Consider the following 20,261-nt stretch of genomic DNA (forward strand, 5'->3'; position numbering starts at 1 on the left):
GGCGTGTCCTTGAGCAGGTAGCCCTGGGCGCCCGCCGAGAGGGCCGGGGCGATATACTCGTCGGTGTCGTAGGTGGTGAGCACCAGAAAGCGCGCCGCGTAGCCCCTGGCGCGGGCCTGCTGCATCACCTCGACGCCGCTCAGCTGGGGCATGCGCAGGTCGAGCAGCACCACGTCGGGCTGCAGCTCGCCGATCAGCCGCAGGGCCTCCGCGCCATCGGCGGCGTCCCCCACCACCTCGATATCCGACTCGTAGCGCAGCATGGCCACGAGGCCGTGGCGCACCACCGGGTGGTCGTCGACGACCATCACCTGGATCATTGCAGCCGCCATTCAATCTCAGCTTTCCGGCGTCGGCGCCCAGGCCATCACCACGGCGCCGCCCTGGTTGCGCAGCTCCAGGGAGCCGCCGAGGGCGGCCAGCCGCTCGCGCATGCCCGACAGGCCGAAGCCGCCCCAGGGGCCGATCTGGCCCGCCCCCCCCAGGACATCGTCGCTGAAGCCGCGCCCGTCGTCGCGCACCGTCAGGCGGACGCGCCCCGGGCAGAAGGCCAGATCGACCGCCACACGCCCCGCGCCGGCGTGCTTGATCACATTCGCCAGAGACTCCTGGGCCACCCGCAGCAGCGCCGACTCGACATCGGGCGGCAGTGGGCGCGGCTCGCCGTCCAGGGCGAACGACCCGCCCAGCCCGAGCTGGCCCTGGCGCTCGACCAGCCCGCGCAGGGCGTCGCCCAGGTCGCCACGCTCCAGGGCCGAGGCGCGCATGTTCCAGACCGAGCGGCGGGCCTCGGCCAGCGCCTCGCGGGCCATGCGCTCGGCGAGGTCCAGGTGATCCCCGGCGGCCACGGTACCCGACTCGGCGGCCCGCCGCGCCGCGCCGAGCTGCACCACGATCCCGGTCAGCCCCTGGGCGATCCCGTCGTGGATCTCGCGGGCCAGGCGGGATCGCTCGGCCAGGGTGGCCGTCTCGCGCTCCTGGCCAAGGATCTGCTCCGTCTGCGCGGACACCCGGCTCTCCAGCTGCTCGCTCAGCAGGCGCAGCTCCTCGGCCTGGGCCCGGCTCTGGCGCAGGGCCCGCTGGAGATCCCCGGCCAGCAGCGAGGTCATGGCCGCGACCGTCCAGTAGAGCGAGATCCAGAAGAGCGCCGAGATGATCGGCTCCATGCCGGCGATCTGTAGGGTGGTGGGGAGAGAGCTCGACGTGCTGCCCTGGCTGATCCATGCCGAGCCGGCCACCAGCAGTGTGGAGACCCCGGCCAGGCTCAGGCTGGCGACCCAGTCGATCAGCAGGCCGGCGGCGCAGATCGGCATGAGCATCAGGGCAGGGAACATCGAGGTGACGCCGAAGCGCAGGGCGACCAGGGTGGTCAGCAGGGTCCATGCCCCAATCAACAGGATGGCCGAGATGCTCGGCTGGCCCAGGCGCACCAGGATGATCAGGGCGCTGACGAAGATCGCGGCGATGATCATGGGCTGCGGGATGCCGAGCAGGGTCGGGGTGGTGCCCGCCCCAGGCTGTGGCGGACGCAGGCCAAAGGCCATCGGCCCCACGGTGGAGAGGCCGAGCGGGATCAGCAGGATGATCAGGGTCTGGATCACCAGCCGGCTGCGCCGGGTGGTCTCCTCTTGGATGCTGTGGCGCGATATCTTTTGCATAGTGCTGCCTCGCCGCCATTGTAGCACGGCACCCCGCGCGGCTCCTTCACCCATCCGAGTGATGGCAGGGCTTCTGCAAAGCCCTGGGGCTGCACCTTAGGGCTGCCGCCCTAAAACCGGTGTTGCTTTGGCCAGAATGGCCAGCGAAGCTGGCCATTCTGGCCAAAGCAACAAGAAATTCCGGGGGGCGGGGGCTTACGCGGCATCACCAGGCGTAGGCCTTCGGCGCCTCGCCGCCCGGCCCCGGCCAGATCGCGTCGAGCCGGGCCAGCGTGTCGGACGGCAGCTGGATCTCGACGGCGCGCAGGCTGCCGGTGAGCTGCTCGATCGTGCGCGGCCCGATGATCGGCGCGGTGACGACGGGGTTGTGCAGGAGCCAGGCCAGGGCCACATCGGCCGGCGTCTCGCCGAGCTCCTGGCAGAGCGCCTCGTAGGCCTCCAGCTGCGGGCGCCGCCGCTCGATCTCCTGCTGGCGGCCCGGGTCGGCCCGCCGGCCCTCGGTGGCCTTCTGGAGCGCGCCGCCGAGCAGCCCGCCGCCCAGCGGGCTCCAGGGGATGAGCCCCAGCCCGTAGTGGCGGCAGGCCGGGATCACCTCAAGCTCGACCATGCGGGCGCCCAGGTTGTAGAGGCTCTGCTCCGCGACCAGGCCCATGAAGTGGCGGGGAGCCGCCGCGCCCTGGGCCGTGGCGATGTCCCAGCCGGCGAAGTTGCTGCTGCCCACATAGAGCACCTTGCCCTGCCGCACCAGCACCTCCATCGCCTGCCAGATCTCCTCCCAGGGCGTGCTGCGCTCGATGTGGTGCATCTGGTAGAGGTCGATGTGGTCAGTCTGCATGCGGCGCAGGCTCTCGTCGCAGGCCCTGCGGATGTGGTAGGCCGAGAGCCCGCGGTCGTTGCGGCCATCGCCCATCGCCCCGTAGACCTTCGTCGCCAGCACGATCTGCTCGCGGCGCCCGCCGCCCTGCGCCATCCAGCGCCCGATGATCTCCTCGGTGACGCCGGGGCCGAGCCGCCCGCCGTAGCGGTTGGCGGTGTCGAAGAAGTTGACCCCCAGCTCCAGCGCGCGGTCCATGATCGCGAAGCTGTCGGCCTCGCCCGTCTGCGGGCCGAAGTTCATCGTGCCCAGGCAGAGCCGGCTGACCTGTAGCCCGCTGCGGCCGAGATGTGTGTACTCCATCGTATCTCCTGTTGGGGCGCAGCTGCGCCGCGCTGCTGCGCCCGTACAATCCTAGCCCCCTGATCCTAATCGTTCTCCAGCAGCTCCAGGATGGCCCCCAGCTGACGGCTCCCGTCGACGTAGGCGTAGCGCCCGCCGGTGTACTCGCCGCGCTGGGCCAGCGGCAGGCCCTTGTCGGCCAGGTAGGCCACCTTCTCGGCCATCCCCTGGATCTTGAAGGCGATGTGGTGCAGGCTCTCGCCGTGCTGGTCGAGCTGCTCCCGCCAGGTGCTCGGCCCATCGATCGGCTCGATCAGCTCGATGTCGACCTGGCCCATGTGGAAGAAGGCCAGCTTGGCCCGCGCGGGCGTCGGCCCGCCCTGGTACTCGGTCTTGGCGACCTCGGCCGCGTCCGTGATGATGATCTGCGGCATCGGCAGGCCCAGGATCTCCGACCAGGCCCGGGCCTTGGCCTCGATGTCTCTGACAATAATGCCGACCTGCGTGACGGTGGTAGTGCCGAGCGATGGCTCTGTCATGGTCTATCTCCTCTTCATAGGATAGGGGGCGCCGCGCGGCTACCCCGCCGGGGCCTGCCGCCGCGCCCAGCGGTACCTCGGCGCGACGATCAGCAGCACGACGGCGGCGGCCACCGTCACCGCCCCGTTGAGCGTCAGGGCCAGCGGGACCCCGCCCGCCGCCATCAGGGCGCCCATCTCCAGGTGGCCCAGGGGCGCCGAGCCCAGGCTGAGCACCCACACCCCGACCGCGCGCCCGCGCTGCTCGGCCGGCACCGCCATCTGGATGAGCGTCTGCTGGAGCACGTCGAAGGCCGCCGCGCAGCAGCCCGTGATCACCAGCGCCGCCGACGCCGTCGCCAGGCTGCGCGTCCCGGCGAGCGCGATGATCGACACGCCGTAGACCAGGAAGGTCGCCCCGAGCAGCGGCTGGCGGCCCACCCGCTCCGGCAGCAGGGAGAGCAGGGCGACGGCGACCGCCCCGCCTGCGGTCAGGGAGGCGCTCAGGGTGCCGAGGCCCTCCGGCCCGGCCGCGAGCACATCCTGCGCGAAGAGCGGGATCGCGCTCATGTGCGAGAAGGCGAACACCTCGCAGATCAGCCCCGCGATCACCAGCACGCGCATGTGCGAGCTGTCGATGATCAGCCGGGCGGAGCCCCACATGGCCTCGCGGAAGGGCGGCCGGTCGGCCGCGCTGTGCGCGGCGCGGGGCACGCGGATCGCCGCGACGAACAGCGCGACCAGCCCGTAGCTCGCCGCGACGGCGAGGTAGCTGAGGGGGACGCCGATCTGCGCGATCAGCGCCCCGGCCACGAGCGCGCCCAGCGCCGTAGCGATCCGCCCGGCCAGGGCGTTGAGCGCCAGCGCCCGCATGGCCGCGCCCTCGGGGGCCGTGTCCACCACCAGCGCCTGGCGCGCCGGCGTATCGAAGACCTGCACGCAGCCCGCGATGAAGCCAAACAGCATCACCTGCCAGAGCTGCCCGCCGCCGCCGCCGATCAGGAGCCCGAAGGCCGCCATCAGGATCAGCGCGCCCGCGCCGACGGCCTGGAGCTGGCGCGGGCGGTGCCCTCGGTCCGCCACCGTCCCCGCCGCCAGCCCGAACAGCAGCGACGGCAGCATGCGGATCGCGAACATCACCCCGATCATGAGCGGGCCGGCCCCCAGCTCCAGCGCCAGCCATGAGGTGAGCACGCGCTCCATGCCCTGGGCCCCGGCGAAGGCCACGCTCGAACCCCAGAGGTAGCGGAAGGCGGGCGATCGAAACGGCGTCATAGGCTGATGAAGTCGCGCACGAACGCGTCGATGAAGCTCTCGGCGGTCGCGTGGCCGGTGAGCACGTGCCAGATGCCGAGGGCCAGCGGCGCCGGGACGTGGATCTTCTCCGCCAGCAGCAGCACGACGCGCAACGTCTGGTAGCCCTCCGGCAGCACCCCGGACTCGGCCTCGATCTCGGCGACCTGCTTGCCCGCCGCGATCTGCTCGCCGAAGCCGCGGTTGTGGCTGCGGGCGCTCAGCGCCGTGGCCAGCAGGTCGCCCATGCCGGCCAGGTAGAAGAAGGTCTCCTGCCGGGCGCCCATGCCCACGCCGAGGCGGGCCATCTCCTCCAGGGCCATCGTCAGGTAGGCGGCCCGGAAGTTGGCGCTGCTCACCTGCTTGCCGTCGAAGAAGCCGAGGCCGATCGCGTAGATGTTCTTCAGGATGCCGCCCAGCTCCACGCCGAGGGCGTCCTGCGAGAAGCGCACCCGAAAGTGGTCGTTGTCGAGCAGCCCGGCCACGGGCAGCATGATCGCGGAGCTCCCGCCGGCCAGCATCACCAGGGTTGGCATGCCGCGCGCGAACTCGCCGGCGATGGCCGGGCCCGCGAGCATGAGGCATGGGTTGCCCGGGAAGAGCGCGCAGACGGTCTGGTAGGCGGTCTGCCCGGTCGCCCGGTCGATGCCCTTGGCCAGGTTGATCACCGTGGCGCCCGGGCGCAGCAGGTGGGCGTGGGGCTCCAGGGCGCTGCGGATGAACGCCGACGGCAGCGTGACGAAGACCGTCGCGCACTGGGCGAGCACCTCGTCGAGCTGGCCGGTCGCCGTCAGCCCCGGCGATAGCGCGATGTCGGGGAGGTAGCGGGCGTTGGTGTGGCCCGCGTTAATCTCGGCGACGACCTGCGGGTTATATTCCCAGCCCAGCACCGCGTGGCCATTGGCGGTGATAAGCTGGGCGAGCGCCGTCCCCAGATTGCCAAGCCCGATGATCCCGACCTGCATCGCATCGCCCTTTCCCTCACATGCACGGCGCCCAAGCTGGGGGCACCCTATTATAGGTGCTGCAAGGATATGCGCTGCGGGGCCGCGGCCTCAGGTGAGCGTACACGAGTCCGCTGCGCGGGCGCGCCTCGTGGCGACAAGCGCCTGGGCCTGCTCGTGGCTGACGGCCTGGAGCTGCTGCAGCTCGGACAGGGTGATCGGCCCCTCCGCCAGGAGGCTGCCGATCTGCGTGTCGCGGATCTGCTGGATGCTGGTGAACAGGACGCGCAGCAGCTCGCCCATCTGGACGGCGCTCCAGTCGGTGCTGTTGCGGACGCCGCCGAGCAGGTCGATGATATGTCCGAGCTGCAGGTTCTGACGATCGACCGCGAGCGACAGGTCGGTCACGCGCTGCTCAAGGCTCGCCACGGCGCTTTGGAGGTCCAGGTTTGCTGACTGGTAGGATGTGGTAGCACTCATCGGCGTTGTCTCCGGGGCTAAGTTGCCGGGTAGGATGTTTGGTGCTATGAGTATAGCAGCGAAGCGAACGAGGAGCTTGCGCCGCTGTTGGGGTGATGTTGGCGGCGAAGCCGCCAACATCACCCCAACAGCGGGGTCTGGGGCTGCCGCCCTCAAACCGATGTTGTTTTGGCCAACATGGCCAGCGAAGCTGGCCATGTTGGCCAAAACAACAAGAAATTGTTAGCGCGAATAAGTCCTGGGTCAAGCCCCTGACTGCACAGAGCCGATCCTAGCGCGTCTTTACCAAGAGTCAACTATCTTTAGGCTGATATCGGGGTGAGACGATCCCCCTGTGCTATAATCCGCACACGATGATCGTGATCGGGGCCGCTTTGTCGCTCGGAGGCGTGTGTGAACTTCATCGATATTCTGTTTATTCTGCTCTTTATCGCCAGCCTGGCCGTCGGCTTCTTCCAGGGTATGATCCGGCTGTCGGTGCTGATCTTGGCCCTCTACCTGAGCATGGTGCTGGCGAGCCTCTACTACACGGCGCTCGGCGAGTTTCTTGTGCGCACCTTCAAGACACAGCGATTCGTCGGCCAGTACGTCGGCTTCGTCCTTGTGCTCTTCTTCGGCTTCATCGTGCTGGCGGCCGCCGGGCTCTACACCTTCCGCTACGCGCGCCTGCCCGGCGGCCTCGTGTACCTCGACCATATCGGCGGCGTGCTACTCGGCATGCTCCTGGGGGTCTTCTTCCTCGGCACCTTCGCCGCGGTGCTCTTCAACCTCATGATCGTCCGCGGCGGCAGCACGATCGACTTCCCGTTCATGCGCTCCCTGGGCAACGCCGTCGCCAACTCCTTCCTGCTGCGCTACTTCGCCGGCGACCTGCTGACGTTGACGTACGGGATCCTCGACCCGGTGCTCCCCGAGGGCGCCCGGCTGATCTTCCTGGCCCAGTGATCTCGGCCTGCCGATGGATACGACTCGGCGCGGGCCGTGCTATGGTTTGGGGGGGCGAGCGCCTGGCGCCGCCCCCTCTTTATTTTTTTTCTGTATTGACGCTAACCATATGGCGATTGCCGATCAGACCCTTCACACCCTTGAGTTCCCGAAGATCCGTGAGCGGCTGGCCCGCCACACGGCCTTCTCGGCCTCGCGCGATCTGGCCCTCGCGCTGCTGCCCTCCACCGACGTCGTCGAGGTGCGCCAGCGCCAGGCGCTCACCGGCGAGGCCCGCGCCCTGCTCGATGAGTACGCCGATGTGACGGTCGGCGGCGCCCGCGATGTGCGCCGGGCCGCCCGCCACGCCGCCCGCGGCGGGGTGCTCGATGGCCAGACCTTTATCGAGGTCGCCGGCACCCTGGCCTCCTCGCGCACGCTGCGCGCACGCCTGCTCAAGCTGGAGCCCGCGCTGTTCCCGCGCCTGATCGAGCAGGCCGGCTTCCTGCCGGCCCTGCCCCAGATCGAGGACGAGATCCTGCGCACCATCGGCGACGACGGCGCGGTGATGGACAGCGCCAGCGCTGAGCTCGGCCGCCTGCGCCGCGAGATCCGCATCGCCTTCAGCCGGCTCCAGGAGAAGCTCCAGAATATGGTCTCCTCCTCGTCCTACTCCGGCGCGCTCCAGGAGCCGATCATCACCGTGCGCAACGGGCGCTATGTCGTCCCGGTCAAGGCCAGCCACCGCAAGGATGTGCGCGGCCTCGTCCACGACCAGTCCAGCAGCGGGGCCACCCTCTACATCGAGCCGATGGCCGTCGTCGAGCTGAACAACCGCTGGCGCGAGATGCAGTCCGCCGAGGAGGAGGAGGTCCAGCGCATCCTGGCCGCCCTCTCCGACCGGGTGGGCGCCGCCTCGGCGCAGATCGTCGCCGCCGTGGAGACCTTAGCCGCCATCGACCTGGCCCTCGCCTGCGCCCGCTACGCCCTCGCCCTGCGCTGCGTGATGCCGGAGATCGTTGATCTGGATGCGGGAGGCTGGGGGCAGGAGGCAGAGGACGGGCGGCAGGGTGCAGATTCCCTGCCGCCTGCCACCAGCCACCTGCCTCCTCTTCATCTCACTGAGGCCCGCCACCCCCTGCTCGACCAGACAGCCGTGGTGCCGACGACGATCTGGCTCGGCGGCGAGTTTCGCCTGCTGCTGATCACCGGCCCCAACACCGGCGGCAAGACGGTGGCCCTGAAGACGACCGGCCTGCTCGCGCTGATGGCCCAGGCCGGCCTGCAGATCCCGGCCAGCGCCCCCTCGCGCCTGCCGGTCTTCGGCCATATCTTCGCCGACATCGGCGATGAGCAGAGCATCGAGCAGAGCCTGAGCACCTTCTCCTCGCACATGAGCAACATCATCCGCGTGCTGAGGGCGCTGGAGGAGGAGCCCATCCCCGAGGAGGTCTGGGCGGCCGACCGCTACGACCTGCTGAGCGACGCGCCGCCCCTCGGCCTGGTGCTCTTCGATGAGCTCGGCGCGGGGACGGACCCGGTGGAGGGCGCGGCCCTGGCCCGCGCGATCATCGAGCGCCTGCTCAATCTGGAGGTGTTCGGCGTGGCGACCACCCACTACGCCGAGCTGAAGGCCTTCGCCTACAACACGCCCGGCGTGCAGAACGCCTCGGTCGAGTTCGATGTGGAGACCCTGGCGCCCACCTACCGCCTGAGCATCGGCCTGCCGGGCCGCTCGAACGCCCTGGCGATCGCCACCCGCCTCGGCCTGAGCCGCGACCTGGTCGAGCGCGCCCGCGGCTCGATCGCCCGCGAGGACGCCCAGATCGAGGATCTGCTGGCCGGCATCCATAAGGAGCGCGAGGCCGCCGAGGCCGCCATCCGCCGCGCCGAGGAGCTGCGCGCCGACGCCGAGAAGTACCGCGACCGCCTGGCCGCCGAGCTGCGCGAGTTCGAGGACCGCCGCGAGGCCGAGGCCGAGGCCGCCCGCCAGGAGCTCGACGACGAGCTGCGCGAGGTGCGCGGCCAGCTCAAGCGCCTGCGCGAGGAGTTCCGCAGCGTCTCGCTCTCGCGCCAGTGGCTTGAGGAGGCCGAGCAGCGCTTCGCCGAGGCCGGCGCCAAGGCCAAGGATGTTGCCAGCAGACAGCTCAAGGCCCGCCCGAGCGCGCCCGCCGCCCCCGCCCCCGACGCCCCCCGCCCCCTCCAGCCCGGCGACACCGTGATGGTGCGCTCGGTCGGACTGAAGGGCGAGATCGTCTCGGTCGACGCGCAGGACGGCACCGCCGCCGTGCAGGTCGGCGGCTTCCGGATGACGGTCGACCTGCGCGAGCTCAGGCGCGAGAAGGCCGGCCCCGACACGGGGCGGCGCGACTACGCGCCCGCCGCGCGCAGCGTCAGCCTGCCGCCCGCCCCCGATGTGGCGATGACCTTCGACATGCGCGGCTGGCGGGCCGGCGAGGTCAGCGATAAGCTCGACCGCTACCTGAACGACGCCTACCTGGCCGGGCTGCGCCAGGTGCGCCTGCTCCACGGCAAGGGCACCGGCGCCCTGCGCCAGGTGGTGCGCGATGTCCTCCAGGGCCACCCCCTGATCACCACCTTCACCTCGGCCGCCGGCCGCGACGGCGGCGACGGGGTGACGGTGGCGACCTTGGTTGACCGCTAGCGGTCAACCAATGCCGCGTAGAGCTGCGCCCCAACCCCCAACCCCCAACCCCCAACCTCTAACCCCCAGCCCCGTGGTACAATGCCCCGGCTATGCCAGAGCTACTCGTCTACCTGATGCTGTCCCTCGCCCTGCTGCTGCCGGTGCTCGGCGCCGTGGCCCTGCGGCTCTTCGCCGAGCGGCTGGGCGCGCGGGGCATTCTGATTGCGGCGGCGGCCATCTTTGGCGTGGCCATCGCCAGCGCGCTCATCCTCTCGCGCAGCGACGTGGGCGCGATCCGCGTCGGCGATGTGAGCCTGCTGCTGCCCGGCACCCGCCCCGACGCCGTCTTCGTCCTGCCCGCCGACATCCCCGTCCAGGGCGACCCCGAGGCCACGCCGGCCGGCCCGCCGGTGCTGCCGACGCTCACGCCCCGGCCCTCGGCCACCGCCACCGCATCGCCGACGCCCCCGCCGACGGCCACGCCGACGCTCACGCCCGAGCCGCCGACTGCCACGCCCGAGCCGCCGACGGCCACGCCCGAGCCGCCCGCCGGCGGCCGCACCTACACCGTCGAGCCCGGCGACAGCCTGCGCAGCATCGCCGAGCAGTTCGGCGTCAGCGTCGAGGCCATCCTCCAGGCCAACGGCCTCACCCCGGCCCAGGGCGACGCCCTGCGCGTCGGCCAGGAGCTGGTGATCCCGTAGCTATTGCAGATTGCAGATTGTAGATTGTAGATTGTAGATTGTACCAATTCCTATTGAACAATACCGCATATAATAGTACAGACATAGCGCATTGGAACGCAGTATCCGGCAATCTGCAATCTGCAATCTGCAATCTGCAATGGTATTAAATCTATGACGACGATCCATACGATCGAGCGCCGGCCCCGCGCCGCATCCGCCGGCCCGCCGCCCCTGCTGATCATGCTGCACGGCTACGGCAGCAACGAGCGCGACCTGTTCGACCTCGGCGAGTACCTCGACCCGCGCCTGCACATCGTCAGCGCGCGCGGCGTGCTCAACCTGGGCTTCGGCTTCGCCTGGTACCACCTCGGCGGCGCGCCCGGCAATCTGGTGCCCGACCCGGAGACCCGCGCCCGCGCCCGCGACCTGCTGGCCAAGTTTGTGGCCGACCTGCCCGGCCGCCTCGGCACCGACCCGTGGCACACCTACCTGCTCGGCTTCAGCCAGGGCGCGGTGATGAGCCTGGCCCTCGCCGCCCACGAGCCCGCGCGCCTCGCCGGGGTCATCCCGCTCAGCGGCTACCTCGACCCGGACAGCCTGGACGCCCCGCTGCCCGCCGCCATCGCCGATCTGCCCATCCTCCAGATCCACGGCACTGAGGACGAGGTGATCCCTATCGCCGCCGCCCGCCGCACCCGCGATGCCCTCGCCCCCCTGGCCCGCCGCCACACCTACCAGGAGTACCCGGTCGGCCACACGATCAGCATGGACGGGCTCATGCTCGTGCGGGACTGGCTCGCCGAGCGGCTGGCCACGTAATTGCAGATTGCAGATTGCAGATTGTAGATTGCAGGGCCAAATCTGCAATCTACAATCTGCAATCTGCAATGGATCGAGGAGGGCGCCGTTGGCTCTTGAGCTCTGGCAGATCGTCCTGGCCGGGATCGGCGGCATCTTCGCCCTCCAGATGCTCATCGCCGCCGTGCTGATGATCGAGGCGAAGCTGCGCCGCCACCGCGTGCCGCCCGAGGGCTTCCCCTCCCTCACCCCCCCGCCGGCCACCGTGGCCAGCACCCAGGTGCAGATCTACACCGAGGGCCGCGGGCTCTTCGACGCGATGCTCTCCGCCATCGAGGGCGCCCGCGAGACGATCTACCTTGAGACCTTCATCTGGAAGGGCGACGTGCTCGGCGAGCGCTTCAAGCGGGCGCTGACCGCCAAGGCCCGCGAGGGCGTGCAGATCTACCTGATCTACGACACCTTCGCCAACATGGTGGTGCCGCGCGCCTTCTTCCAGTTCCCGCCCGCGATCCACGTCCTGCCCTACCGGGCCTGGCGCCGCCCCTGGCACGCCATCGACTTCCGCCGCTACGGGCGCGACCACCGCAAGATCCTGGTGGTCGATGGCCGCGTCGGCTTTGTGGGCGGCTACAACATCGGCGAGCTCTACCGCACCCGCTGGCGCGACACCCACCTGCGCCTGGATGGCCCCGAGGTGGACGACCTCGTCTACGCCTTTGTGGACTTCTGGAACGCTAACCGCTACCCGCACCACCCGAAGATCCCGCTGCCCGCCCGGGCCTGGGCCTCGGAGCTGCGGGCCTACCGCAACGACCCGGTGCGCCTGATCTTTCCCATCCGCTCGATCTATATCGAGGCGATCGAGCAGGCCCAGCGGCATATCTTCATGACCCAGGCCTACTTCATCCCCGACGAGGCCATCCTCCAGGCGATCATGCGCGCGGCCCGCCGCGGGGTCGATGTGCGCGTGCTGGTGCCCTGGCAGAGCAACCACGTGCTCGCCGACTGGCTGGCCCGCCACTCCTTCGACCTCTGTCTGCGCAGCGGCGTGCGGGTCTTCGCCTACCAGGGCGCCATGATCCACGCCAAGTCGGCCACGATCGACGCGGTCTGGTCGATGGTCGGCACGGCGAACATCGACCGGCTCAGCCTGGTCGGCAACTACGAGATCAACATGGAGATCTTCAGCCCCGATGTGGCCCGCTCGATGGAGGAGATCTTCATCTGCGACCTGACCAACGCCCACGAGATCCGGCCCGAGGAGTGGGCCCGGCGCTCCTGGGTGGCTCGCGCATCGGAGATGGTGCTCGCGCCGCTCTGGCCGCTTTTGTGACGGCTGAGGGCTGAGGGCTGAGGGCTGAGGGCTGAGGGCTGAGGGCTGAATGGTGAACATGCTCCACGACCTGACATTCTACGAATTTTGTTAGCGCGAATAAGCGCTGGGTACACCTTGATCAGCGTCGGCGGGGCGAGCACCGTCGCCTGGGGCGCGTGGTCCTGGGCGATCGCGGTCGCGTTCTGGAATGATATCGGGTAGCTCTCCTGCAGGGTCATGCTGGGCAGGTTTGCGTAGAGGATGATGATGCCGTCGGCCACAAACACGAGAATAATTGCGAGCAGTGTGCTAAAGAATGCGCGGGAAGTGCGGCTACTCATGGAATTCGTTCCCTTTCATTACATGCGTGCCCCCTGAGTAGCAGTGTAGATGGTCGGCCTTGGAATTTCATTAAGAATGGGCTGTGATATTCTTGTTTTTCTTTTAGATTTTCTCTTGAACGCGTGAGTGATGTGCGCTTTTGTTTTTGAATATAGGTTGAGTAGGCCTTTGGTCCTGGGCGGCGTGGGTCTTTTGGTGTATTTTGGGCACAGAGAGACGCCCTGCGTGGCTCTTTGTTGCGTTTTAGCAAAAAGATCTTGCTTAAAATCAACAAAAACGAGCTTGGGCGGGCGGCCTCGTAGCTGGTGCGGCAGATTAGGGGCTGGGCCGGAACGTAGTTGCAGCAGGCGCAGAATTGCTATATTATGCCCGTCTTATTCAGTGTTAAGCATATATTAAGCAACTGCGCTTCGTTAACCTGACGTTCACTTGACGTTGATCTTGCGTTAAACGCCCCTGCCTAGACTAGAAACGGCCACCGCGTAAAAAGGTTACGCGTGGCGGTTTCTACTGCTCGGGGCCGGCGCCTGCCGGCCTGAGACTGAGGAGGAGTGTCTTGAGCCGACGATGGACATACCGACCGTGGACCGTGTTCGCCCTGCTGATCCTGCTGATCCCGGCCCTCGCCGCCTGTGGTGGCGGCACCGCGACCGCGCCGACGACGGCTCCCGCCGCTGCGGCCACAGATGCACCTGCGCCGACGGCGGCCCCGACCGAGGCGATGGCGGCCACCGAGGCCCCGACCGAGGCGATGGCGGCCACCGAGGCCCCGACCGAGGCCGCGATGGCCGATGAGATGAGCGGCCAGCTGACGATCGCCGGCTCCTCGGCCCTGCTGCCGCTCATCCAGGAGGCGGCCAACCAGTTCCAGACCATGCACCCCGGCGCGCAGATCACGGTGACGGCGGGCGGCTCGGGCGCCGGGCGCACCCAGGTCTGCGAGGGCAAGATCGACATCGGCAATAGCGATGTGCCGATCTCGGATGACGAGAAGACCAAGCTGAGCTGCGCTGACGCCGAGATGACCCCGGTCGCCATCCAGGCCTTCGCCCCCGTGGCCAACAAGGAAGGCCCCGGCAGCGTGACCAGCCTGACCAAGGACCAGCTGGTCGGTATCTTCAACGGCACCGTCACCAACTGGAAGGATGTCGGCGGCGACGACACCGACATCATCCTGGTGAACCGCGCCAAGGGCTCGGGCACCCGCTCGAACATGGCCAAGTTCCTCTTCGGCGGCGACGACGCGCAGTTCGCCGAGGGCGCGTCCGAGGAGGACAACAACGAGACGGTCAAGACCACCGTGGCCCAGACCCCGGGCGCGATCTCGTACCTGGGCTTCGCCTACCTGAGCGACCCCGACCTGCTGGCCTTCAGCATCGACGGCGTGGCCCCGACCAAGGCCGACATCCAGGCCGGCAAGTGGCCGATCGGCGGCCCCGGCTATGCGATCACCAAGGGCGCGCCCGCGCCGCTCGCCAAGGCCTTCCTCGACTACGTCACCAGCGCTGAGTTCCAGGGCAGTGACGCGTTCGACAAGCTCGGCTTCGTGCCGGCGAAGTAGGTGGCGGGGGCGCTCGCCCCCGACCTGATCCTATGGCTGGTTGCGCCCGCCAGGAACGCTGGCGGGCGCAACCAACCATGCTGAGGTACTATGCGTCTTCGTCAGGGTATTGTCGCCCAGTCGATCTTCTTCACCGCTGCGGCGATCGTCGCGCTCAGCACCGCCGCCCTGCTGCTGTTCACCGGCAGCCGTGGTCTGGCGGTGTTTGGCTACATGAACCCGGCTGAGTTCTTTCTGAGCGGCAGCTGGAATCAGAACGATGAGAACTTCGGCGTGCTGCCGCTGCTGGCCGGCTCGCTGCTCACTGTCGGACTGGCCCTGCTGATCAGCGGGCCGCTGGCCCTGGGCGTGTCGATCTTTATGGTTGAGATCGCCCCCGAGCCGGTCCGCCGCGTGATGCGCACAGTGGTGGAGCTGTTCGCCGCCCTGCCCTCGGTGATCTACGGGCTGCTCGGGCTCACCCTGGTGGTGCCCTGGGTGCGCGAGAGCTTCGGCGGCGGGCTGGGCAAGGGTATCCTGGCCGCCTCGATCGTGCTGGTGTTCATGACCCAGCCGACGATCGTCAGCATCGCCGAGGACGCCCTGCGGGCGCTGCCCGAGTCGCTGCGCGAGGGGGCCCTGGCGGTCGGGGCCACCCGCTGGCAGATGATCTGGCGCGTGCTGCTGCCCGCCGCCCGCCCCGGCCTGATCACCGCCGTGGTGCTGGGCACCGGCCGCGCTGTCGGCGAGACGATCGCGGTGCAGATGGTGATCGGCAATATCACCTCGCGCATGCCAAAGAGCCTGCTCACCGGCGCCACAACCATGCCGGCGGCGATCGTCACCCAGCTGCCCGAGGCCACCAGCCCCGAGCACCGCGCCGCCCTGATTATGGTCGCCTTCCTGCTGCTGGTGATCACCTTCAGCCTGATCGCCGCCGTGCGCGCCGCCGGCTCCAGAGGCAAAGCCCGCCCGACCACCCGCAGGCGCCCGTCGCCCGCCGCCCAGACTGCCGCTGTGAAGGGGGGCGACTGATGAATAGCGATACTCGTGAGATCTTGGCCACCAAGGATGTGGCATGGGAGCGCCGGATCATGGCCGCCCGCCGCCGGGCCACCCTGATCGACCGGGCGATGACCGGGGTCATGTCGCTGGCCGCGCTCTTCCTGGTTATCGTGCTCTCGGGGGTGATCTTCATCATCCTGCGCGCCGGCCTGCCCGCGATCAGCTGGACCTTCCTCACCACCGCTAGCTCGATCACCGACCCCGGCGGCGGCATCGGCCCGCAGATCTGGGTCACGATGTATATCCTGGTGCTGTCGCTGGCTATCGTCACCCCGATCGGCGTCGGCGCGGCGATCTACCTCTCGGAGTACGCCCGCCCCGGCCCGATCACCAACGCCATCCGCTTCAGCACCGAGGCCCTGGCCTCCGTGCCCTCGGTGGTCTTCGGCGTCTTCGGGGCGATCGTCTTCCTGACGATCATGAACCTGGGCTTCAGCGTGCTGAGCGGCTCGCTCACCCTGGCCCTGCTCAACCTGCCGCTCATGGTCCGTATCGCCGAGGACGCCATCCGCGCTGTGCCGACCGCCTATCGCGAGGCCAGCCTGGCCCTGGGCGGCTCGCGCTGGGAGACGATCCGCAAGGCGGTGCTGCCCAGCGCCCTCCCCGGTATCATCACCGCCCTGGTGCTGACCGGCGGCCGGATCATCGGCGAGACCGCCCCGCTCATCCTGACCACCGGCACCACGATCTCCCCGAACGCGCAGTATAGCCTCAACCCGCTCCAGACGGGCGAGACCCTGGCGGTGCATATCTGGGTGCTGAAGATTGTCGGCGTGCCCGGCCTGCAGGATGCGCAGCTGGTGGCCGATGGCTCGGCCGCCGTGCTGCTGCTGATCGTGCTGATCATTAATGTGGGCATGGCCTACTTCACCAACCGCCTGACCCAGCGCCTGCGCGGCGCCAGCGGCGCCCCGCGCGCCGGCGGCAGCAAGAAGGGATAAGCCCATGGACGCCAGCACCCCTAGCGCCACCACGATGACCGTGAAGGATACCAGCCTCTTCTACGGCGGCTTCCGGGCGGTCAAAGATATTAATCTGCACTTCCGCCCGCACGCCGTCACCGCGATCATCGGCTCATCGGGCTGCGGCAAGAGCACCATGCTCCGCTCGCTCAACCGGATCAATGACCGGGTGAATGGATTTCGCGTCGAGGGCACGATCAGCCTGGGCGATCAGGATGTCTACGCCCCGACGACCGATGTCGTCGACCTGCGCCGGCGGGTGGGCATGGTCTTCCAGCGGCCCAACCCCTTCCCGATGTCGATCTTCGACAATGTGGCCTTTGGGCTGACCCTCTACGCCCCGCCGAAGCGCGCCGACCTGGAGATGATGGTCGAGACGGCCTTGCGGGCCTCGGCGCTCTGGGGCGAGGTGAAGGACAAGCTGCGCCGGCCGGCCACCGAGCTCTCGGGCGGCCAGCAGCAGCGGCTCTGCATCGCCCGCGCCATCGCCACCCGCCCCGACGTGCTGCTGATGGACGAGCCCTGCTCGGCCCTCGACCCGATCTCGACGCTCAAGGTCGAGGAGCTGATCGCCGAGCTGAAGCGCAGCTACACGGTGGTGATCGTCACCCACAACATGCAGCAGGCCGCCCGCGCCAGCGATGTCACCGTGATGATGAATATGGACGAGGCCGACCGGGCCGGCCACGTGATCGAGGTCGGCGCGACCGACGATATCTTCACCAACCCCCAGCACCCGCAGACCGAGGCCTATGTCAGCGGGCGGTTTGGATGATATACGTAAGGGCGCAGCAGGCGCAGAGCGCCTGCTGCGCCCTTACGGAGAGTAGAGGGCACCCCATGAGCGAGCAGACATCCGGCCATAGGACACTCGCGGTGCGAGAGAGCAGCGCGCGCGCCGACGCGCCGGCGGCGATCGAGGCCCGCGACTTCAACTTCTACTACGGCGACTTCCGGGCGCTGGAGCAGATCACCATGCTCGCGCCGCGCCACCAGATCACCGCACTGATCGGCCCCTCCGGCGCCGGCAAGTCCACCCTGCTGCGGGCCATGAACCGTATGCACGATGAGACGCCCGGCGTGTCGAGCGATGGCCAGCTGCTGCTGGAGGGCGCAGACATCAACGGCTTTAGCGACCTGATCGATCTGCGCAAGCGGGTGGGCATGATCTTCCAGCGGCCCAACCCCTTCCCGATGTCGATCTTCGACAACGTGGCCTACGGGCTGCGCCTGAAGTCGCAGGGCGCCAAGAAGGGCGTCATCGCCGAGCAGGTCGAGCAGGCTCTGCGCGGGGCCGCGATCTGGGACGAGGTGAAGGATAAGCTCCAGCAGTCTGGCCTGGCCCTCTCGGGCGGCCAGCAGCAGCGGCTCTGCATCGCCCGCGCCATCGCCGTCGAGCCCGAGGTGCTGCTCATGGACGAGCCGTGCGCCGCCCTCGACCCGATCGCCACGCTCAAGATCGAGGAGCTGATGGGCGAGCTTGAGGAGCGCTACACGATCGTGATCGTGACCCACAACCTCCAGCAGGCCGGCCGCGTGTCTGACCAGACGGTCTTTCTCTCGATGAACCCCGAGACCCGCGCCGGCTTTGTGGTGGAGGTCGGGCCGACCCAGCAGATCTTCACCAACCCCAAGGACGACCGCACCCTCGCCTATATCTCAGGCCGGTTTGGGTAGAGGCTTGTTGGGGCGCAGCAGCGCTGCGCTGCTGTGCCCTTACGGCAGACGTCGAGCGTATGATCACTCCCCCACAGCGACAAGCCGCCCCCGCGCCCCACCTGCTGATCGTCGAGGGCGATGTGCAGATGTCTGATGTGATGGCCTACCACCTGCGCAGCGAGGGCTTCGTGGTGCTGGTCGCCCACGGCGGCCAGCAGGCCCTGGAGCTGGCGCGCAGCGAGCCGATCGACATGGTGCTGCTCGATATGCGCCTGCCCGATATCACCGGGATGGCCTGCGCGCAGATCCTGCGCGCCGAGAGCGATGTGTCGATCCTGCTGCTGGCCGAGCGCCCCGACGGCTCCGACGGCATCGCCGGCCTGGAGCTGGGCGCCGACGACTATGTGCTCAAGCCGGTGCGGCTCACCGAGCTGCTCGCCCGCGTCCGCGCCCGGCTGCGCCGCCGGCGGGCCGAGGCTCCCACCGCCCCGGCCCCGCCCCTCGACGCCATCCTGGTGGCCGGCGACATCCGCATCTACCCCGAGTCGCGCCGCGTGTTCCGCGGCAGCCGCGAGATCAGCCTGGCCCAGAAGGAGTTCGACCTGCTCTCCACCCTGGTGCGCTACCGGGGCTGCACGCTCACCCGCGAGATGCTCCTGCGCGGCGTGTGGGGGCAGAGCCAGCCCGACGCGATCCGCACCGTCGATGTGCATGTCCGCTGGCTGCGCACCAAGATCGAGGACGACCCGGCCAGCCCCGTCCTGATCACCACCGTGCGCGGCGTCGGCTACCGCTTCGCCGACTAGTCGTTGTCGTCGTGGTCGTCGTCCCCCTCTCCATCACCATCGCCATCGCCCCCGGTGCCGCCCTGACCGCCCGTCGTCAGGGCGGTTGTGGCGTTTGTCGCCGTGTTGGCGATGATCTGCCCGCTTGTGGCGTCCACATAGATCATCCCCGTGTCCAGCGTCACCTCATAGACGGTGGCCCCCTGGTAGCTCACCAGCATCGGCGCGCCGGTGATCGTCGCGCCGGGAGCGCCCGCGAGGGCGACCCCGCTGGCCTGCTCGGGCGAGATGGGGTAGCTGCCCTGCTGGCTGACGGTGGCGATGGCCGGCTGCGGGGCGGCCGTCATTGCGGGCTGCGGCGCGACGTCGGCGCTCTTCGGTCGGTTGGCGATGACCACGCCCACGAGTACGAGGATGATGGCTGCGCCGACGGCGGCGAGCATGCGCGTTGTGCGCTTGTTCATACGAAAACCCCTTCATCTGCTGTGCTGTAGTATTCCACGCACAGCATAGCGGTGTCACCTTGGAAATGCATTAAGGCGGAGGCCTCTGTCGCCCTGAATCATGGGCAGGGCATGTGCAACATCGCTGGCGGCTGAAGCCGCGCCGCGGGGGCCTGCGGCCGACCGCCCACCTTCGTGGGCGATCCGGCGTCGGCCTGCGCCGACGCCCGGCGCAACGCGCCCCGCCGGCGCGACTTCAGTCGCCAGCCGGGGGGCGCTCAGGGCGTTGCTCATGCCCTGAATCATGGGTCGCACGCCTGTGTGATTCCTCCGGCGACAGGGTATAATACGAAGCATTATTCGCGCTACTCGCGCTACTCGCGTTCGTGTCATCCGCACCCGTTCGCGTCCTTCGCGATCCAGACGCCCCCCCCACCACCATATGAATGAGCGTATCTATGTCGCCCTCGATGTTGAGACCACCGGGCTGCAGGCCGGCGTGGATGAGATCATCGAGTTTGCGGCGGTCAAGTTTCGCGCCGGCGAGATCCTCGAGCGCTACAGCCAGCTCGTCTCTCCGCGCCAGCCGCTGCCCCTCAAGATCACTCGCCTCACCGGGATCACCCCCGAGGATGTGGCCTCCGCCCCGCCGTTTAACCAGATCGGCGCCGATGTCGCCCGCTTCATCAAGAGCTACCCGCTCGTCGGCCACTCGATCAGCTTCGACCTCGGCATGCTCCGCGCCCAGGGTATGGCCTTCAGCCAGCCGGTCTACGACACCTTCGAGCTGGCTACCCTGCTGATGCCCCAGATCTCGGTCTATAAGCTCGGCGCGATCGCCGAGCGCCTGGGTATCTCGCACCCGGCCGACCACCGCGCGCTCAACGACTCCGAGGTCACCGCCCAGGTCTTCACGCACCTGCTCGGCCTGATCGACCGGCTCGACCTGCGCGAGCTCACCGAGATCACCCGGCTCACCGCCAAGGTCGCCTTCCCCATGCGCGACCTGTTTGATGCGGCGCTGCGCGACCGCGCCAAGAACG

20 protein-coding genes are annotated in these 20,261 nt (G+C 68.7%); 12 read left to right on the plus strand and 8 right to left on the minus strand.

Annotated elements, in window-relative coordinates; all coding sequences use genetic code 11:
- The 7 genes from K2Z83_RS05790 to K2Z83_RS05820 form a co-directional block, all read right to left on the minus strand.
- A partial coding sequence (locus K2Z83_RS05790; protein WP_220594219.1) for a response regulator transcription factor occupies window positions 1-332 on the minus strand: 332 nt, incomplete at its 3' end.
- Between the two features lie 6 nt (window positions 333-338).
- A complete protein-coding gene (locus K2Z83_RS05795; protein ID WP_220594220.1) occupies window positions 339-1,658 on the minus strand; it encodes a sensor histidine kinase in 1,320 nt (439 codons plus the stop codon).
- 205 nt (window positions 1,659-1,863) lie between these two features.
- Entirely contained in the window at window positions 1,864-2,835 is a 972-nt protein-coding gene (locus tag K2Z83_RS05800) for an aldo/keto reductase (RefSeq protein WP_220594221.1), read from the minus strand.
- A 65-nt stretch (window positions 2,836-2,900) separates the two neighbouring features.
- Window positions 2,901-3,353: a VOC family protein gene (locus tag K2Z83_RS05805; protein WP_220594222.1), complete on the minus strand. Its 453-nt coding sequence runs from the start codon at window positions 3,351-3,353 to the stop codon at window positions 2,901-2,903.
- Window positions 3,354-3,392: 39 nt separating this feature from the next.
- The gene (locus K2Z83_RS05810) at window positions 3,393-4,607 is read right to left on the minus strand and encodes an MFS transporter (RefSeq protein WP_220594223.1); all 1,215 of its coding nucleotides are present in this window, start codon (window positions 4,605-4,607) and stop codon (window positions 3,393-3,395) included.
- A complete protein-coding gene (locus K2Z83_RS05815) occupies window positions 4,604-5,590 on the minus strand; it encodes an NAD(P)H-dependent glycerol-3-phosphate dehydrogenase (protein ID WP_220594224.1) in 987 nt (328 codons plus the stop codon). The genes K2Z83_RS05810 and K2Z83_RS05815 overlap by 4 nt, the downstream gene beginning before the upstream one ends.
- Window positions 5,591-5,680: 90 nt before the next feature.
- Entirely contained in the window at window positions 5,681-6,049 is a 369-nt protein-coding gene (locus K2Z83_RS05820; RefSeq protein ID WP_220594225.1) for a hypothetical protein, read from the minus strand.
- A gap of 393 nt (window positions 6,050-6,442) precedes the next feature.
- Between K2Z83_RS05820 and K2Z83_RS05825 the strand changes: the two genes are divergently transcribed.
- The 11 genes from K2Z83_RS05825 (at window position 6,443) to K2Z83_RS05875 (ending at window position 18,796) form a co-directional block, all read left to right on the plus strand.
- Window positions 6,443-6,994, plus strand: coding sequence for a CvpA family protein (locus K2Z83_RS05825; protein WP_220594226.1), 552 nt, complete (start codon window positions 6,443-6,445; stop codon window positions 6,992-6,994).
- Window positions 6,995-7,103: 109 nt separating this feature from the next.
- Complete coding sequence (locus K2Z83_RS05830; protein WP_220594227.1) at window positions 7,104-9,638, plus strand: endonuclease MutS2; 2,535 nt, start codon at window positions 7,104-7,106, stop codon at window positions 9,636-9,638.
- 92 nt (window positions 9,639-9,730) lie between these two features.
- Complete coding sequence (locus K2Z83_RS05835; protein ID WP_220594228.1) at window positions 9,731-10,324, plus strand: LysM peptidoglycan-binding domain-containing protein; 594 nt, start codon at window positions 9,731-9,733, stop codon at window positions 10,322-10,324.
- 153 nt (window positions 10,325-10,477) lie between these two features.
- Window positions 10,478-11,125 carry an alpha/beta hydrolase gene (locus K2Z83_RS05840; protein WP_220594229.1) on the plus strand — a complete coding sequence of 216 codons (648 nt, stop codon included), beginning with the start codon at window positions 10,478-10,480 and terminating at the stop codon, window positions 11,123-11,125.
- Window positions 11,126-11,213: 88 nt separating this feature from the next.
- Entirely contained in the window at window positions 11,214-12,440 is a 1,227-nt protein-coding gene (locus tag K2Z83_RS05845; protein WP_220594230.1) for a phosphatidylserine/phosphatidylglycerophosphate/cardiolipin synthase family protein, read from the plus strand.
- Window positions 12,441-13,320: 880 nt separating this feature from the next.
- A complete protein-coding gene (locus K2Z83_RS05850; protein WP_220594231.1) occupies window positions 13,321-14,325 on the plus strand; it encodes a PstS family phosphate ABC transporter substrate-binding protein in 1,005 nt (334 codons plus the stop codon).
- A 90-nt stretch (window positions 14,326-14,415) separates the two neighbouring features.
- Entirely contained in the window at window positions 14,416-15,339 is a 924-nt protein-coding gene (gene pstC, locus K2Z83_RS05855) for a phosphate ABC transporter permease subunit PstC (protein WP_220594232.1), read from the plus strand.
- Entirely contained in the window at window positions 15,339-16,310 is a 972-nt protein-coding gene (gene pstA, locus K2Z83_RS05860) for a phosphate ABC transporter permease PstA (protein WP_220594233.1), read from the plus strand. The genes pstC and pstA overlap by 1 nt, the downstream gene beginning before the upstream one ends.
- 4 nt (window positions 16,311-16,314) lie before the next feature.
- Entirely contained in the window at window positions 16,315-17,106 is a 792-nt protein-coding gene (gene pstB / locus K2Z83_RS05865) for a phosphate ABC transporter ATP-binding protein PstB (RefSeq protein WP_255603373.1), read from the plus strand.
- 65 nt (window positions 17,107-17,171) lie between these two features.
- Window positions 17,172-18,008, plus strand: coding sequence for a phosphate ABC transporter ATP-binding protein PstB (gene pstB / locus K2Z83_RS05870; RefSeq protein WP_220594234.1), 837 nt, complete (start codon window positions 17,172-17,174; stop codon window positions 18,006-18,008).
- A 59-nt stretch (window positions 18,009-18,067) separates the two neighbouring features.
- Window positions 18,068-18,796, plus strand: coding sequence for a response regulator transcription factor (locus tag K2Z83_RS05875; RefSeq protein WP_220594235.1), 729 nt, complete (start codon window positions 18,068-18,070; stop codon window positions 18,794-18,796).
- On the opposite strand, the gene K2Z83_RS05880 is transcribed toward K2Z83_RS05875, so the two are convergent.
- A complete protein-coding gene (locus K2Z83_RS05880) occupies window positions 18,793-19,239 on the minus strand; it encodes a PepSY domain-containing protein (protein WP_220594236.1) in 447 nt (148 codons plus the stop codon). The genes K2Z83_RS05875 and K2Z83_RS05880 overlap by 4 nt on opposite strands.
- Before the next feature lie 421 nt (window positions 19,240-19,660).
- On the opposite strand from K2Z83_RS05880, the gene K2Z83_RS05885 reads away from it, so the two are divergent.
- A partial coding sequence (locus tag K2Z83_RS05885) for a PolC-type DNA polymerase III (RefSeq protein ID WP_220594237.1) occupies window positions 19,661-20,261 on the plus strand: 601 nt, incomplete at its 3' end.

This window comes from Oscillochloris sp. ZM17-4 (assembly GCF_019599295.1).
Classification (GTDB): domain Bacteria; phylum Chloroflexota; class Chloroflexia; order Chloroflexales; family Chloroflexaceae; genus Oscillochloris.